The 15,383-nt window shown below is 64.1% G+C and carries 15 protein-coding genes; 3 read left to right on the forward strand and 12 right to left on the reverse strand.

The window, feature by feature from the left end; all coding sequences use genetic code 11:
* Positions 1-120: 120 nt before the first annotated feature.
* Positions 121-3,708 carry an indolepyruvate ferredoxin oxidoreductase family protein gene (locus tag C9I57_RS28840; protein WP_107153963.1) on the reverse strand — a complete coding sequence of 1,196 codons (3,588 nt, stop codon included), beginning with the start codon at positions 3,706-3,708 and terminating at the stop codon, positions 121-123.
* A 398-nt stretch (positions 3,709-4,106) separates the two neighbouring features.
* Between C9I57_RS28840 and C9I57_RS32920 the strand changes: the two genes are divergently transcribed.
* Positions 4,107-4,283, forward strand: coding sequence for a hypothetical protein (locus tag C9I57_RS32920; protein ID WP_018441714.1), 177 nt, complete (start codon positions 4,107-4,109; stop codon positions 4,281-4,283).
* A gap of 75 nt (positions 4,284-4,358) precedes the next feature.
* On the opposite strand, the gene hppD is transcribed toward C9I57_RS32920, so the two are convergent.
* Positions 4,359-5,456 (reverse strand): 4-hydroxyphenylpyruvate dioxygenase, encoded by a 1,098-nt coding sequence (gene hppD, locus C9I57_RS28845; protein ID WP_107153964.1) that lies wholly within the window; start codon positions 5,454-5,456, stop codon positions 4,359-4,361.
* A 172-nt stretch (positions 5,457-5,628) separates the two neighbouring features.
* Between hppD and C9I57_RS28850 the strand changes: the two genes are divergently transcribed.
* Positions 5,629-6,120, forward strand: coding sequence for an Lrp/AsnC family transcriptional regulator (locus tag C9I57_RS28850; protein ID WP_018441712.1), 492 nt, complete (start codon positions 5,629-5,631; stop codon positions 6,118-6,120).
* Positions 6,121-6,145: 25 nt separating this feature from the next.
* Here the strand turns inward: C9I57_RS28850 and C9I57_RS28855 are convergent, their stop codons facing one another.
* The 10 genes from C9I57_RS28855 to C9I57_RS28900 all read right to left on the reverse strand — a co-directional run bounded on the left by C9I57_RS28855 (position 6,146) and on the right by C9I57_RS28900 (position 13,410).
* Positions 6,146-6,826, reverse strand: coding sequence for a GNAT family N-acetyltransferase (locus C9I57_RS28855; RefSeq protein ID WP_107153965.1), 681 nt, complete (start codon positions 6,824-6,826; stop codon positions 6,146-6,148).
* Between the two features lie 249 nt (positions 6,827-7,075).
* Complete coding sequence (locus C9I57_RS28860) at positions 7,076-7,678, reverse strand: TetR/AcrR family transcriptional regulator (RefSeq protein WP_107153966.1); 603 nt, start codon at positions 7,676-7,678, stop codon at positions 7,076-7,078.
* A 180-nt stretch (positions 7,679-7,858) separates the two neighbouring features.
* Positions 7,859-8,947 (reverse strand): 1,2-phenylacetyl-CoA epoxidase subunit PaaE, encoded by a 1,089-nt coding sequence (gene paaE, locus C9I57_RS28865; RefSeq protein WP_107153967.1) that lies wholly within the window; start codon positions 8,945-8,947, stop codon positions 7,859-7,861.
* Between the two features lie 9 nt (positions 8,948-8,956).
* The gene (gene paaD / locus C9I57_RS28870) at positions 8,957-9,568 is read right to left on the reverse strand and encodes a 1,2-phenylacetyl-CoA epoxidase subunit PaaD (RefSeq protein WP_107153968.1); all 612 of its coding nucleotides are present in this window, start codon (positions 9,566-9,568) and stop codon (positions 8,957-8,959) included.
* Between the two features lie 87 nt (positions 9,569-9,655).
* Entirely contained in the window at positions 9,656-10,459 is an 804-nt protein-coding gene (paaC, locus tag C9I57_RS28875; protein WP_107153969.1) for a 1,2-phenylacetyl-CoA epoxidase subunit PaaC, read from the reverse strand.
* 7 nt (positions 10,460-10,466) lie between these two features.
* Positions 10,467-10,751: a 1,2-phenylacetyl-CoA epoxidase subunit PaaB gene (paaB, locus tag C9I57_RS28880; RefSeq protein ID WP_018441706.1), complete on the reverse strand. Its 285-nt coding sequence runs from the start codon at positions 10,749-10,751 to the stop codon at positions 10,467-10,469.
* A 79-nt stretch (positions 10,752-10,830) separates the two neighbouring features.
* The gene (paaA, locus tag C9I57_RS28885) at positions 10,831-11,829 is read right to left on the reverse strand and encodes a 1,2-phenylacetyl-CoA epoxidase subunit PaaA (RefSeq protein ID WP_107153970.1); all 999 of its coding nucleotides are present in this window, start codon (positions 11,827-11,829) and stop codon (positions 10,831-10,833) included.
* A gap of 227 nt (positions 11,830-12,056) precedes the next feature.
* The gene (locus C9I57_RS28890; RefSeq protein ID WP_107153971.1) at positions 12,057-12,557 is read right to left on the reverse strand and encodes a lytic transglycosylase domain-containing protein; all 501 of its coding nucleotides are present in this window, start codon (positions 12,555-12,557) and stop codon (positions 12,057-12,059) included.
* Between the two features lie 37 nt (positions 12,558-12,594).
* Positions 12,595-13,023, reverse strand: a complete 429-nt coding sequence (locus C9I57_RS28895) for a hypothetical protein (RefSeq protein ID WP_107153972.1) — start codon at positions 13,021-13,023, stop codon at positions 12,595-12,597.
* Between the two features lie 12 nt (positions 13,024-13,035).
* Complete coding sequence (locus C9I57_RS28900; RefSeq protein WP_107153973.1) at positions 13,036-13,410, reverse strand: hypothetical protein; 375 nt, start codon at positions 13,408-13,410, stop codon at positions 13,036-13,038.
* 368 nt (positions 13,411-13,778) lie between these two features.
* On the opposite strand from C9I57_RS28900, the gene C9I57_RS28905 reads away from it, so the two are divergent.
* Positions 13,779-15,005 (forward strand): SGNH/GDSL hydrolase family protein, encoded by a 1,227-nt coding sequence (locus C9I57_RS28905; RefSeq protein ID WP_440130255.1) that lies wholly within the window; start codon positions 13,779-13,781, stop codon positions 15,003-15,005.
* The last annotated feature ends 378 nt before the right edge of the window (positions 15,006-15,383 follow it).

The following is a 15,383-nucleotide window of genomic DNA, read 5'->3' on the forward strand; positions in this document are numbered from 1 at the left end:
AGGCGGATACGCAAAGCCGATGAGGCGATAAGCCGATACGGAAGGCAGAGCAAAAGGCGAAACAAAAGGCGGCTGTCCTAAAAAGGGCAGCCGCCTTTTCTCTTATCGGCGCGCCGATGCTCAGGCGGCGTGCCGCGATGCGCCGCCCGGCGCGCGCCAGCGGCCGAGCAGCTCGTTCCACTTCGTGCGCACGGCGCGCAGGTTGTTTTCCTTCACATGCCCGTAGCCGCGGATCCCATCGGGCAGGCTCGCGAGCTCGACGGCGAGCGCGAGTTTCTCGGCCGTGAGTCCGCCGATCAGCTCGCGCACGAGCGCCTCATACTCGCCGATCAGCGCGCGTTCGGTGCGACGCTCCTCGGTCTTGCCGAATGGATCGAGCGCCGTGCCGCGCAGGAACTTGAGCTTCGCGATCAGCTTGAACGCGGACAGCATCCAAGGGCCGTATGGCTTCTTGATCAAATGACCGTTCGCGTCCTTCTTGGCGAAGAGCGGCGGCGCGAGATGGAAGTTGAGCTTCCAGTCGCCCTCGAACTGGCTTTGCAGCCGGGCGAGAAAGGCCGGGTCCGTCTGCAGGCGGGCGACCTCGTATTCGTCCTTGAAGGCCATCAGCTTGTGCAGATTGCGCGCAACGGCTTCGGTCAGCGGCTCTTGCGCCGCGTCGCCGTCGAGCGCGCGCTCGGCCTTGCGCACTTCGTCGACGAGCGCGCGGTACCGCTTCGCATAGGCCTCGTGCTGATAGGCCGTGAGGTAAGCGACGCGCTTCTCGATCAGCGCATCGACGGCCTTTTTCGTATGCAGTGCGATGACCGTCGCTCCCGGGGCGTCGCCGCGTGTCTGCTCCGGCGTGGCGGCCCGCTGCACGCTCGCGAGATCGTAGGCGGCGCGGCGGCCCCATTCGAACGCGGCGATGTTCTTTTCGACTTGCACGCCGTTGAGCTCGATCGCCCGGACGAGCGAGCGATGCGTGAGCGGCAGCCATCCGCGCTGCCACGCGTAGCCGAGCACGAACGGGTTCGTATAAATCGCGTCGCCGAGCAGCGCGACGGCGAAACGATTAGCCTCGACGAGGTCGACCTGTTCGCCGGCTGCCGCGCGCACATCGTTTTCAGTGCTCGAGCCCGGGAACGACCAGTCGGGGTTCCGGATGAATTCGGCCGTCGGCGTCTTCGCGCTGTTGACGACCACGCGCGTATGGCCGTACTTCATCCGCGACGTGCACTCGTCGCTTGCCGTGACGATCGCGTCGCAGCCGATCACGAGCTCGGCTTCGCCCATCGCGATGCGCGTCGCATGGATGTCGGCGGGCGCTTTCGCGATCTGGACATGGCTCATGACGGCGCCGCCCTTTTGCGCAAGGCCCGTCACATCGAGCACCGTCACGCCCTTGCCCTCGAGGTGGGCCGCCATGCCGAGCAGCGCGCCGATCGTGACGACGCCTGTGCCGCCCACGCCCGTCACGAGCACGCCGTAGGGCCGGCCGATCTCGGGCAGCGTCGGCTCCGCGACAGGCGGAAGATCGGCTGCCGCCGCGGCGCCTGCCGCCTTCGGCTTGCGGAGCTGGCCGCCTTCGACGGTGACGAAGCTCGGGCAAAAGCCCTTGAGGCAGGAGAAATCCTTGTTGCAGCTCGACTGGTTGATCTGCCGCTTCGTGCCGTACTCCGTCTCGAGCGGCTCGACGGATAGGCAATTCGATTGCACCGAGCAATCGCCGCAACCCTCGCAGACCGCTTCGTTGATGACGACGCGGCGGGCCGGGTCGGGAAACTCGCCCTTCTTGCGGCGGCGGCGCTTCTCGGTTGCGCAAGTCTGGTCGTAGACGAGGATCGTCGTGCCCGGCACCTCGCGCAGTTCTCGCTGGATCGCATCGAGCTCGTCGCGGTGATGGACGGTCACGCCTGCCGCGAGCAGCGTCGTGCCGTGATACTTCTGCGGCTCGTCCGTGACGACGACGATCTTGGCGGCGCCTTCGGCCGCGAGCTGATGCGTGATCTGCGGCACGGTCAGCACACCGTCGACGGGTTGCCCGCCCGTCATCGCGACCGCGTCGTTATAGAGAATCTTGTAGGTGATGTTGACCTTCGCCGCGATGGCGGCGCGAATCGCGAGCAACCCCGAATGGAAGTAGGTGCCGTCGCCGAGATTCGCGAAGATGTGCTTCTCGCTCGTGAACGGCGCCTGACCCGTCCAGGGCACGCCTTCGCCGCCCATCTGGCTGAACGTGCTCGTCTCGCGGTCCATCCAGAGCGACATGTAGTGACAGCCGATGCCCGCCATCGCGCGCGACCCTTCGGGCACGTTCGTCGATGTGTTGTGCGGGCAGCCCGAGCAGAACCACGGCTTGCGCTCGGCCGTCACACGCGGCTTCGCGAGCGCCTTTTCCTTCGCCTGGATGACGGCGATTCGCGCTTCGATGCGCGCACGCACGTCCGAGGGCAGCTCGAACTTCTCGAGCCGCGTCGCGATCGCCTTCGCGATCAGCGCCGGGGACAGCTCGTAATGCGCGGGCAGCAGCCAGTTGCCCATCGGCACCGACCATTCGCCGCCCGCGCCATCCTTCTCGTCGAACTTGCCGAAGACGCGCGGCCGTTGCCCGTCGGGCCAGTTATAGAGCTCCTCCTTGATCGCATACTCGAGGATCTGGCGCTTTTCCTCGACGACGAGAATTTCCTGCAGGCCGCGCGCGAACGCCTGCGCACCCTGAGCCTCGAGCGGCCAGACGCAGCCGACCTTATAAAGCCGAATGCCGATGCGCGAGCAGGTTTCGTCGTCGAGGCCGAGGTCGACGAGCGCCTGCCGCACGTCGAGATAAGCCTTGCCGCCCGTGATGATGCCGAAGCGCGCGACGGGCGAATCGATCTCGATCCGGTCGAGCTTGTTGGCACGCACATAGGCGAGCCCAGCGTACCACTTGTAGTCGAGCAGCCGCGCTTCCTGAACGAGCGGCGGGTCGGGCCAGCGAATGTTGAGCCCGCCGTCGGGCATTTCGAAGTCGGCGGGAATGACGATTTGCGCGCGATGCGGATCGATGTCGACCGACGCGGACGATTCGACGACGTCGGTCACGCATTTCATCGCGACCCAGAGACCCGAATAGCGGCTCATCGCCCAGCCGTGCAGGCCGAAGTCGAGATATTCCTGCACGTTCGAGGGGAACAGCACGGGCAGCCCGCAGGCCTTGAAGATGTGCTCGGATTGATGGGCGAGCGTCGAGGATTTGCAGGCGTGGTCGTCGCCGGCGAGCACGAGCACGCCGCCGTGCCTGGCCGAGCCGGCCGAATTGCCGTGCTTGAACACGTCGCCCGAGCGGTCGACGCCGGGCCCCTTGCCGTACCACATCGAGAAGACGCCGTCGTACTTGGCGCCGGGGTAGAGGTTCACCTGCTGGGTGCCCCATACCGCCGTCGCGGCGAGATCTTCGTTGATGCCGGGCTGAAATACGACTTGATGGCTCGCCAGGTGCTTTTTGGCCTTCCAGAGCGCGAGATCGAGTCCGCCCAACGGAGAGCCGCGATAACCGGAAACGAATCCGGCGGTATTGAGGCCGGCGGCTCGGTCGCGCGCCTGCTGCAGCATCGGCAGCCTGACGAGTGCCTGGATGCCGCTCATATAGGCGCGGCCGTGTTCGAGCGTGTATTTGTCGTCGAGCGTGACGGAAGCCAAAGCGGCTTCCAGCGAGGCTCTCTGGCCTGCGTCTAGCGGGGCATTCATTTTATGGAACTCCTCCAACCCGGTTTGGGATCACCAAAACATCGCGAGCGTCGGCATCTTGTGGATGCCTTCGCGGACCCGCCATAGTGACGGTTTTTTCCAGATCGTAGCACTGGTAAAAACCCGCCGCATTTTTACAAAATTCGCCGCACGCGGCGGCTCGGCCGGGCCAGTATGTCGCGCTGTTGGTGTTGCCGGCCGGGCTCGTCCGGGCCGATCGCCGGCCGCGGGCACGCTCGTATCGATCTGTAACGGAGGGTAACGTGTTGTTGACCTCGTGGAACCGGCGGGGGAGCGATGGTCTAATTCCGTTCTCGCGCGCCGGCTGCTGGCTTTCGCGCGAGTGCCGTGAATCACGCATCGCGGCGGTAAGCGATGCGACAGAGATAGGAGTACAGATGGATACACGACATACCCGAACCTTCCTGATGATTTCCGCCGCGTTTTTCGCGATGAACATGCCCGTTCGCGCGACGAGCGCCGCGACGCCGTCCAGGCTGGCCGCAGCGGTGTCGCACACGGCGCGCATGGCGTCGGCCGGTGTCGGCGGCGAGCTCGAGGCAGCCAAGCCGTGATCAGGTGACGAATCGTTCGCGCCGCGCTTCCGATGCGCGGCGCGTCAGAGCGATCACGCGAACATCAAACGCAAATCAAGCCTTGTCTTGAACCACCCCGCGGCGAATCTGATCGAGCTCGATCGATTCGAACAGCGCCTTGAAGTTGCCTTCCCCGAAGCCTTGATTGCCCTTGCGCTGGATGATCTCGAAGAAGATCGGCCCGATCTGGTTCTCGGTGAAGATCTGCAGCAGCAAATCGCCCTTTGCGCCATCGATGAGAATCTTGCGCTTCTTCAGTTCGGCGAGCGGTTCCGCGTGCCCCGGTATGCGTCGATCGACGAGCTCGTAGTAGGTATCGACCGTATCGAGCAGTTTGATGCTCGTTGAGCGAAGACCGTCGACGGTTCGGTAAATGTCGTTCGTGCCGAGCGCGATATGCTGAATCCCTTCCCCGTGATAAGCGTCGAGGTATTCCTGGATCTGGCCGGCGTTGTCCGAGCCTTCTTCGTTGATCGGGATGCGAATCTTGCCGCACGGCGACGTCATGGCCTTTGACTTCACGCCCGTCACCTTGCCCTCGATGTCGAAATAGCGGATCTCGCGGAAGTTGAAGAGCCGCTCGTAGAACGAGGCCCATTCGCGCATGGAGCCGCGGTGCACGTTGTGCGTCAGATGGTCGATGTAGGTGAGGCCGTGTCCGACGGGAGCGGTGTCCGCCCCTTCGAGCGGCTCGAAGTCCACGTCGTAGATGTCGATGTCGCCGACGGTGCCGGGCGCCGCGCCGTTCTTGCCGCGCCAGCGGTCGACGAAATAGATCAGCGAATCGCCGACGCCCTTGATGGCCGGGATGTTGAGCTCCATCGGCCCCGTCTTGTTGTCGAACCCCCAGGCGCCGAGCTCGAGCGCATGACGATAGGCTTTGGCCGCATCCCGCACACGAAATGCGATGGCGCAGATCGATGGGCCATGCAGACGCGCGAAGCGTTGCGCGAACGAGTCCGGTTCGGCGTTGACGATGAAATTGATGCCGCCTTGCCGATAGAGCGTCACGTCCTTATGACGATGTTTGGCGATAGCGGTGAAGCCCATTCTTTCGAAGAGCTTGCCGAGCGCCTTCGGATCGGGCGCGGTGTATTCGATGAATTCGAACCCGTCCGTGCCGACGGGGTTCTCCCAGGTTTCGACCTTCATGCCGCGTCTCCTTCAGATTCTGTTCTGCCACCGGGCGGCTCGCGCCATTCGCCAGGCGGCATCGATAGGAGCAAGTGTATGGCGCCAATACCGAAAAAATCTTGCGAGATCGGGTAGCGGCTCCTACGATGGCGCAATTTGCTGCCAGCGCTGACGCGATTGGATAAGAAAAATGGCCGAGATCGAATTGGACGCCGTCGACCGGCGTATTCTCGCGATCCTTCAGGAAAACGGGCGCTTGTCGAACCAGGAGATCGCGGAGCGCGTGAACCTGTCGCCGAGCCCGTGCCTGCGCCGGATCCGGCGGCTCGAGGAGAGCGGCGTGATCCGCGGCTACGTTGCGCTGCTCGACCCGCAAAAGCTCGGTCTCGGCCTGCTCGCTTTCGTCAACGTACGGCTCGAGAAGCGCGGCGGCGCGACGGGCCATGCGGGAACGACGCATGCCGACTTGTTTCGGGCCGCCGTGCAGGCCTGGCCGGAGGTGGTCGCCTGCCATGCGATGACCGGCGAAATGGATTACCTGCTGCGCGTTTTCGTGACGGATATGGCGCACTTCTCCCGCTTCGTGCAGGATCAACTGCTGCACCATCCGTCGGTGGTCGACGTGAAGTCGAGCTTCGCGCTCGAAAGCTTCAAGGAGACGACGGCGCTGCCGATTCGATGAGGGGCGGCCGTCGTGTTAGTCGTTCTTATGCGGCCACGTCCGATTCCGATTCGGACGGCATCATCGCCTCGATGATGCGCGTCGTGCGTTGCACCTGACGCTTGATGGCGTAATCGAACACCGCCGCTTGCTCCTGCAGCATTTCAGCGATGATGCTGGCCTGATCGGCCGGCGGCAGCGTCAGATAGGCATCCGCGCTGCCATAGGCGTGCTCGATTCGCATGCCGGCCTTCTTCGCGATATGCATCATCGTCGTGTTGCGCGACAGGCAGTACATGTAGAGCGTCGAAACGTGCGTGTTGCGGCAGCGGATCGTCGCGCGCTCGAAAAGCTGGGTGCCGATGCCTTTGCCGCGCGAATCCTCGAGCACGGAAATGCCGAGCTCGGCCGTACGCTTGTCGCCGTCGGCCGGCAGGTAAGCGAGATGGCCGACGCCGACGAGCGCGAGGTTCTCGTCGAACACGCCGAACACCGCGTCGCGCGAGAAATCGATCGTGCGTACGTAGTTCTCGATCACATGATCGGGCACCGCCTGGCCGAAACGCAGCAGGCGGTCGTCCACGTGGAGCGAGAGGAAGTGGGCGAGCAGGCGCTCGCGGTCTTTTGCGGTCAGTTCACGGATGAGGGCCGGCTCGCGACCGTTCGCGTGCGGGCGCCGATCGCTCGTCGCGGTCGAAGCGGTGGCCCGGGTTCGGTGCTGGCTCATGGCGGTTCTCCTTTTCGTGTGGCGTCATGTGCTGCGACGCAATACGAATTTTACTTGAAACGCCTGTTTGAGCCTAGGGAAAACCCGTACTTCCGCCGTCGGATCGCCTTCGATCGCTTATGATTTTTGTGTAAGCTGATGATTTTTAAGGAAAACAACTAACTGTTGTTTTCTCGCCAGCTAGATGCTCATCACTGCGTCGCCAATGCTCGATATGCTGCGTCGCAACGCCCCTGCCGATGAAAGGGATCAACCGCTTGCGAGCCCTCGCTCGAGCACATCGACGACCTGCTTCGCAAAATCCTCATAGCGCAGGCGTCCGCCGGGCTTTAGCCAAGTGAAGGTCCAGTTGATCATGCCGAAGACCATCATCGTGACGGGCGTCTGATTGTCTTTCGTGACGCGGTCCGGATAGGCGCGCGAGAGCTGGCGCGCGAAGGCCGCGACGATGTCGCGCTGGCGATCGAGGATGATTTCTCGCTGTCCCTCGACGAGATACTTCACATCGTTCAGCAGCGCGACATGCCGGCTATGCGACGTTTCGTACTCGGCGAGGAAGGCGCGCACGAGCTCGGCGAACGTTTCGCGTTCGGACAGGCCGCGTCGCTGGCTCGACCCTTCGACTTCGGCGATGATCAGCATGAGCCGCTTCGTATGGCGGTCGAGCAGGTCGAAGAGGATCGCCTCCTTGCTGTCGTAATAGTGGTAAAGGCGGGCCTTCGAGGTGCCGCTCGCCGCGGCGAGATCGGCCATCGACGTGCTGGGGTAGCTCGTCTGAGCGAACTTCTCTGCGGCGAGTTCGAGGATCTGGTCGCGTTGCGATTCGTGATCGGGTGCTCGGGTGCGGGCCATGACGCTGTGGTTGTTGGTTGGCGGCGTAGCGTTGCCAGCGGCGTGAGGCGACGCGAGCGAATCGCGCCTGCGCGGCTAGGTCGAACGCCGCTCGCCCCTAATGCGGGACGCGTGCGGCGCTAGTTTACGCGAAAGCCGCCGGGCGAACGGCGGCTAGACATTGGGGCGGCGATTCGCGCTTCAGCGCTCGTCGTAGCTGACGACGACGCGCTCGCTGACCGGATGGCACTGACAGGTGAGGACGAAGCCGTCACGGATTTCATGCTCTTCCAGCGTGTAGTTCTTCTCCATCCGCACCTCGCCTTCGAGCACCTTGGCGCGGCAGGTACAGCAGACGCCGCCCTTGCACGCATAGGGCAGCGCGAGCCCCGCATGCAGCCCGACGTCGAGCAGACTTGCGCCCTCATAAGGAAGGCGCAGCTTGCGCCGCTTGCCGTCGAGGACGATCTCGAGCTCGGCGGCAGGCGTCGTCTCCGTGATCTCGATGACGGGGGCTCCAGCCTGGGGCAGCGGCGTGCCGAAACGCTCGACATGAATCCTGGTCTCGTCGACCCCAGCCGCCTTCAGCGCGGCTTCCGCCGCGTCCATCATCGGCGCCGGGCCGCAAATGAACGCCTCGTCGATCTCGCCCGCCGGCACGAGCGTCTCGAGAAACGCGGCGCATTTCGCCTGATCGAGCATTCCGTTGAATAGTTCGGCCTCCTGAACATCATCGGAGAGCACGTGGTAGAGCATGAAGCGGCTCATGTACCGGTTCTTCAAATCCTCGAGCTCTTCCGCGAACATGATCGAATCGACGTCGCGGTTACCATAGACGAGCACGAACGTGCTGCGCGGCTCGAGCTCGAGCGTCGTCTTGACGATCGCGAGCACTGGCGTGATGCCCGAGCCGCCCGCGAAGGCGACGTATTGCTTGCCGTGCTCGGCGTTCAGATGAGTGAAGAAGCGGCCGTCGGGCGTCATGACGTCGATCGTATGGCCGGGCTTCAATGTATCGAACGCAAAGTTCGAGAAGCGTCCGCCGCGCACGCGCTTGATGCCGATGCGCAACTCGCCGTCGCGATCGTAATCGGTGACGCCGACGCAGATCGAATAGGAGCGGCGTGTTTCCACGCCGTCGACATGCGCCTTCAACGTCACGAACTGGCCTTGCGTGAACCGATATTGCTCGCGCAGCTCGGGCGGCACTTCGAACGAGACGGTGACAGAGTCGGCCGTCTCGGGGCGCACGTCGCGGATGCGCAGTGCATGGAATTGCGGAGTCGCCATGGCCGGATGTCAGTAGGGTTTGAAATAATCGAAAGGCTCGCGGCAGTCGAGGCAGCGGTAGAGTGCTTTGCATGCCGTCGAGCCGAATTGCGCGAGACGTTCCGTGTGCGCTGAGCCGCATCGTGGGCAGGCAGGTGCCGCGCCCGATCCATTTGATGCGCTCGACTTGCTCACGCGCGGCGCGAACCGGATCGTGTGCTCGACGGCGACGCTTGGCTGCGACGCCGCGTCGGTTACGCCGCATCGGCCCGAAGGCGGCGCGATGCCATACGCGCGCAGCTTTTCGCGTGCGGCCTCGCTGATCCAGTCGGTCGTCCAGGCGGGCGCCAGCACCGTCTCGATGCGATAAGGGCCGAGGTCCGCGTCATCGAGCGCATGGGCGATGTCTTCCGCGATTTGCGCCATTGCCGGGCATCCCGAGTAGGTCGGCGTGATGACGACCTCGAGTACGCCATCGGCCGATTTGCGAACGTCGCGCAAGATGCCGAGCTCGCGAATGGACACGACGGGAATCTCGGGGTCCGGTACCGACTCGAGCACCGACCACGCTCGCACGAGCGCCGGGTCGGCCACTCGGGCCGATTTCGCGGCGGCGGTGGTGGTGGAAGCGGTGTGCGTCATGGTCGATCGATTCGTAGTCCTGAACATATGGGCGAATGTCGTCGCGCGTTTTTCCGGCTTGCGCGCTCGGCGGGGCCGGCGTCCCTATCACCAGCTAGCGCCGGGATGCTGCCGCGCAACGCTTTGCATCTCGGCAAGCAGATAGCCCATGTGTTCCGAGTGCTCGCCGAGCTTGCCCGTCGACACGTGTTGCACCGGCTCGGGCAGCGCGAGTGTCGCTTGGCTGAGCGCGTCTTCGACTTCCGCGTTCCACGCTGCCTCGAAGTCGGCCGCGCGCACGCCGATGCCGGAGGCGGCAACCGCGTTTTCCAGCGCATCGGGGGCAAAAAACTCGCGCGTATAGGGCATCAGATAGTCGAGCGCCGCCTGGGCACGCCGGTGCGACTCGTCGGTGCCGTCGCCGAAGCGCACGAGCCAGTCGCGCGCATGATGCAGGTGATAGCGCGTCTCCTTGACCGACTTCGACGCGATCGCCGCCAGCTGCGCGTCATTCGAAGCTTCGAGCGCGGGCCACAGCCGGGCCATCAGCGCCGCGTAGAGAAAGTTCCGCACGATCGTCACTGCGTAATCGCGATCGGCTCGCGCGGTGCCGCTGAGCGGTCCGAAGTGCGGCAGTTCGACGAGCGTGTAATTGGCGAACTCGCGCTCGGACCGGAAGTACGCATAGTCGTCTTCGGTCTTGTTCGCGCCGGTCGCCATGGTTTCGAGTGTGGCCGCATGGGAGTAGAGCAGCCGCGCCTGGCCGATGAGGTCGAGGCTCATGTTGGCGAGCGCGATGTCTTCTTCGAGTACCGGGCCGTGCCCACACCATTCGGCGTTGCGCTGGCCGAGAATCAGCGCGTTGTCGGCCAGGCGCAGCACATAAGCGAGGTGTTCGGACGTCGTCGTCATGGCGCGCTCACATGTGATTGACTTCATCGGGCAGCGTATAGAACGTCGGGTGCCGGTAGATCTTGTCGCCGGCCGGCTCGAACAAGTCCGCCTTGTCGTGCGGATCGGAGGCCGTGATCGCCGCTGCCGGCACGACCCAGATGCTCACGCCTTCCTGACGCCGCGTGTAGACGTCGCGCGCCATGCGCAGCGCCATCGATGCATCGGCCGCGTGAAGGCTCCCGCAATGCTTGTGGTCGAGGCCTTGCTTGCTGCGCACGAACACTTCCCAAATCGGCCATTCTTTGTTCATCGACATCTCCTCCAATACTTTGACTACCAGCGAACGAATATGAGCGTGGGGGCAACCGCCGCCCGCCGCCGGGCCGGCATCAAGCCGCCTGCTGCTCCGCGCGCCGGCGTTGCTTTTCGCTATAGGCGAGGGCCGCTTCGCGGACCCATGCACCGTCTTCGTGTGCCTTGACGCGCGTGGCTAGCCGCTCCTTGTTGCAGGGGCCATCGCCATTGACGACGCGCCAGAATTCGTCCCAATCGATCGCGCCGTAGTCGTAATGGCCGCGCGCCTCGTTCCATTTGAGATCGGCATCGGGCAGCGTGACGCCGAGCACCTTCGCCTGCTCGACCGTCGCATCGACGAATTTCTGCCGCAGATCGTCGTTCGAGATGCGCTTGATGCCCCACTTCGCCGATTGGTTGCTGTGGACGGAATCCTTGTCGCTCGGGCCGAACATCATGAGGACCGGCCACCACCAGCGATTCACGGCTTGCTGCACCATCTCGCGTTGCGCCGGCGTGCCCTTCATCATCGCGAGCAGCGCGTCGAACCCCTGGCGCTGGTGGAACGATTCCTCCTTGCAGATGCGGATCATCGCGCGCGCGTAGGGCCCGTAGGTGCAGCGGCAAAGCGGAATCTGGTTCATGATCGCGGCGCCGTCGACGAGCCATCCGATTACGCCGACGTCGGCCCAGGTCGGAGTCGGGTAGTTGAAGATGCTCGAATACTTGGCGCGGCCGCTGTGCAAAGCATCGACGAGCGCGTCGCGCGACACGTTGAGCGTTTCCGCGGCGCTATAAAGGTAAAGACCGTGGCCGCCTTCGTCCTGCACCTTCGCGAGCAGGATCGCCTTGCGCTTCAGGCTCGGCGCCCGCGTGATCCAGTTCCCCTCCGGCAACATGCCGACGATTTCCGAATGCGCGTGCTGCGAGATCTGCCGCACGAGCGTCTTCCGATAGGCATCGGGCATCCAGTCCTGCGGTTCAATCTTGCCGTCCGCAGCGATCACGGCATCGAAGCGCGCCTCGTCGGGCGAATCGGTTCCGGCCTCGGCCGGCGCGACATTGCCGGGAATGTCGAGCGATTGCGTGTACATAGGACAGTCTCGTCATAAGTCGGGCGTGACGAGATTATAAATCAACCGACCGGTCGGTTGATGAATTTTGGCTATGACAGCAGGCAATCGCTGTGGGAACGCCCTAACCCTGCGGCAAGCGCCGCGTGAAGTCGCGGATGAGCGTTGCGACCTCGAAACAGTGTCCGCTTTAGCAGGACAATCCCGCCGGCAGGGTGGGCTTGTCAGGCCCGCAGGGGCCGGCCCGCTTACTGCGAAACGCCCCAGGAGACGAGCACGGCATGGATGCTGCGCGCATATTGGTCGCGCAACTTGGGGGTCTCTGAATGGAAGGCGCCGATTGCGCGCCAGGTGTTGCCGTAGCGAACCATTTTCTGCTTGATCATCCAGGCGGCAACGTAGGTGTTGATGCAGCCGTCCTTGAGCGCGGCCGGCGGGATACCGTTGCGGCGCAGCTCGTTGAAATGAACCGAGTTGATCTGGGCTTGGCCTACGTCGATGCTACCGTCCGCGTTGCGATGGACGGCGTTGGGATCGCCTTTGGATTCGAACCACGCGATCGCGCGCAGGATCATCGGGTTGACGCCCTGATAGGCCCCTGCTTGCGCAAAACAGTCGATATTGTCCGCGTAAGCGGGTACGCAAACGATTGCGCATGCGGCAGCGAAAATCGCCGCAACGAGAGCGCGAGGAGCCTGCGCGGTGAGCGCAAGTCGTGAGCGTAACCGCGCGGGCTGTGTTCTCTTCATGGGGGCCACCGCTATCGATTGGATTGGAGAACGCGGCTCAACGCGCCATTGCGACTGAAGCTGCGTCGAGCGTCACATGCACGCTCGATGCGCCGCCTTGCAACACGGCGTCTAGCTTGTCCGACACCGACGCCAGATAGGCATGCGAGTCGGGGCTGACGACGACGCGGACCGTCGTCTCGGCCGCTTTACCGGAACGCGGGGTCACGCGGGCGACTTTTTTCGAATGACGCGTCGCGCGCGGCGGCGACGCGCTGGAGGCATCCGTCACCTCCTGTGCCGAAGACGGCGGCAGCGACGTGAGCGGCGGCAGTGGCGGCAGGACCTGGTCCGGCTGGACGCTCACAGGCTTGCTCGCGAGCGCTGTCGTGGAGCCGGCCGCGGCCGCTTGCGCGTCGGCCGGCGGCGCGGCGAGGAGCCACTGCGAAGCGGCAAAGAGCGTAACGGCGGTGGCGAGTCGAAGCATGGCTGTCTCCGGTCATTCGGTCGGCTTGACCTGCACGCTGTACGGCTGGCAACTGCCCGTCGTCACGTTCTCGATATTGACGATGTTGCCGTGCCGGGCCGGGATGCCGCGCTGTACAGCCTGATTGATATACGGGAAGTCCTGCGCCAGCGCGGCAATGACGACCGTGGTCGCTTGCGGCTGTTTGGCGGCGAGCGTTCCGACCTTGCCCAGCACTTCGGTCAATTGCGGGTCGCGCGCGCCGAGCGCGTCGGCCGGAATGACGAAGTCGACGATGTTCGTCGACGCCGGTTGTGCCGGTGGTTGGCCGTGGCGGTTGGCGTCCGTCTGCAACTGGGCGCATCCGGCCAGGACGGCGACTGCGAGGAGGCTGGCGAGCAGTTTCACGATTCTGATCCCATAACGAGACTTGCTTATCGGCAGCCTGGGGAAATGATTTACCCCTGGGTTAACGACGACCAGTAACGGCGGGCCTTTCGCGGCACTCGCGACAGCAGCGAATTCCGTAAACGCTGCATGTCCGCGGCGCCTACCGTCTGGTAATTAGGGTTGCATCATAAAAGCGGAGATGCGCGCCAGCGCCGCCCGCGTGGTAGGCGCCTGCCATCGGGTAAATAAAAAGGGATAGATCTTCTTACGACCGTGCGCCCCGGCGGATAGGGCAAAATCGGCGTTTTTCCATTGCGCCGACTTACATGGGCAATCGTCTTCGACTCTGGGCTGGGTTCATCGGAATCCTTTTGGGCGCGTTCGCGATGCCATGCGCTTCGGCTGCCGCCGGCGCGCCGACCGCGGCCGCTGAACAGTGGGTGGCGTCCTGGGCGACCGCCCTGCAGGCGATCCCTGAACTGCGCGATCCGCCTCCGCTTTACCGTGCGCCGGACGTCTCCGACCGCACCGTGCGCGAGATCGTGTATCCGACGCTCTCGGGCCGGCGCGTCCGCGTCACGATCAGCAATGCGTACGGGCGCGCGCCACTCGCCATCGACGACGTCGTCATGGCGCAATCGGCCGGCGGCGCGGCGGTTCGGCCCGCCACCGCCGTGCAATTGACGTTTGCGGGACGCACATCGATCGTGCTCGAGCCCGGCGATGAAGTCGAAACCGATGCGGCCGAAATGGAACTGCACGCGGGCGAGGCGTATGCGATCAGTGTCCACGCCCGTCGTGGTCAGACGATGACGGCATGGCATCGCGTCGCGAACCAGATCAACTATGTTTCCTCGCCTGGCGACCATGCGGCGGATGCGGAAGGCTCGGCTTATACGTCACGCTTCACCGAGCACGCCTGGGTAACCGCCATCAGCGTGCCGCGCGAGTCGTCGGCGGCGATCGCCGCGATCGGCGACTCGATCACGGACGGATTGCGCTCGAGCCTCAACGAGAATCGCCGTTGGCCTGACGCCTTGACGCGAAGGCTCGCGGGAGCGGGCGGCGCCTCCACGGCGGTCCTCGATCTCGGTATCAGCGGCAACCGCTTGCTCAGCGATTCGGCCTGCTACGGGGAAGCGCTCGAACGACGCTTCGCGCACGACGCGCTTGGGCCTGCTGGCGTCAAGGCCGTCATCGTGCTGATCGGCATCAACGACATCAATTTCGCCACGATGCCTCGGCGCTCGGGGCTCGACTGCGACGCGCCGCATACCGTGGTGACGGCGCAAGACCTCATCGAAGGCTACCGCCGGCTGATCGATGCGGCGCATCGGCGCGGCGTGCGCGTCTTCGGCGCGACGTTGACGCCAGCGGCCGCGCCGCCTGCGCGCGAAGCGATCCGTCTGGCCGTGAACACGTGGATTCGGACGAGCGGCGCGTTCGACGGCGTGATCGACTTCGATGCCGCGCTGCGCAACCCGGCCAACGCGGACCGCTTGCGCCGCGACTACGACAGTGGCGACGGCATTCACCCCAACGACTCCGGCTATGAAGCGATGGGGGCGGCGATCGACCTGGCCGCGTTGACGAGCGCCGCTCACCGGCATTGAAGCGGAACTGAAGCCGCTTTGCTCCGGGGTGGAGACCGCCCTTAAAAAAAGCTCGTCACGACCTTGTCACAGTGCGTTCGGTGGTCTACTATTCCGCTCCTTCGAGAAGCGCGAAGCAGTTGTCGCGAGTCGAACAGAACAGGTTTTTAAGCAGTAGCATCAAAAACCCGTTGACGACCTGCGAAAGACGCTGCATAATCTCGCTTCTCTGCTGCTGATGCAGCAACGCAAGACGGCGGTGCCGAAGGGGTGTGGTGGTAGCGGCGCCGAGGCGGTTGAGCGAACGATCTTTAACAATTCACAGCCGATAAGTGTGGGCGCTTGATGGCGAACGCGGCCGGTTCCTGGGCTTGTATCAGGAAGCGGTATAGCGCAAGT

It is taken from the genome of Trinickia symbiotica (assembly GCF_003028655.1).
Classification (GTDB): Bacteria; Pseudomonadota; Gammaproteobacteria; order Burkholderiales; family Burkholderiaceae; genus Trinickia; species Trinickia symbiotica_A.

Coding starts and splice junctions, on each gene's coding strand:
- C9I57_RS28840 (WP_107153963.1), bottom strand. CDS start 3,708: ATGAATGCCCCGCTAGACGCAGGCCAGAGAGCCTCGCTGGAAGCCGCT.
- C9I57_RS32920 (WP_018441714.1), top strand. CDS start 4,107: ATGGATACACGACATACCCGAACCTTCCTGATGATTTCCGCCGCGTTT.
- hppD (WP_107153964.1), bottom strand. CDS start 5,456: ATGAAGGTCGAAACCTGGGAGAACCCCGTCGGCACGGACGGGTTCGAA.
- C9I57_RS28850 (WP_018441712.1), top strand. CDS start 5,629: ATGGCCGAGATCGAATTGGACGCCGTCGACCGGCGTATTCTCGCGATC.
- C9I57_RS28855 (WP_107153965.1), bottom strand. CDS start 6,826: ATGAGCCAGCACCGAACCCGGGCCACCGCTTCGACCGCGACGAGCGAT.
- C9I57_RS28860 (WP_107153966.1), bottom strand. CDS start 7,678: ATGGCCCGCACCCGAGCACCCGATCACGAATCGCAACGCGACCAGATC.
- paaE (WP_107153967.1), bottom strand. CDS start 8,947: ATGGCGACTCCGCAATTCCATGCACTGCGCATCCGCGACGTGCGCCCC.
- paaD (WP_107153968.1), bottom strand. CDS start 9,568: ATGACGCACACCGCTTCCACCACCACCGCCGCCGCGAAATCGGCCCGA.
- paaC (WP_107153969.1), bottom strand. CDS start 10,459: ATGACGACGACGTCCGAACACCTCGCTTATGTGCTGCGCCTGGCCGAC.
- paaB (WP_018441706.1), bottom strand. CDS start 10,751: ATGAACAAAGAATGGCCGATTTGGGAAGTGTTCGTGCGCAGCAAGCAA.
- paaA (WP_107153970.1), bottom strand. CDS start 11,829: ATGTACACGCAATCGCTCGACATTCCCGGCAATGTCGCGCCGGCCGAG.
- C9I57_RS28890 (WP_107153971.1), bottom strand. CDS start 12,557: ATGAAGAGAACACAGCCCGCGCGGTTACGCTCACGACTTGCGCTCACC.
- C9I57_RS28895 (WP_107153972.1), bottom strand. CDS start 13,023: ATGCTTCGACTCGCCACCGCCGTTACGCTCTTTGCCGCTTCGCAGTGG.
- C9I57_RS28905 (WP_440130255.1), top strand. CDS start 13,779: ATGCCATGCGCTTCGGCTGCCGCCGGCGCGCCGACCGCGGCCGCTGAA.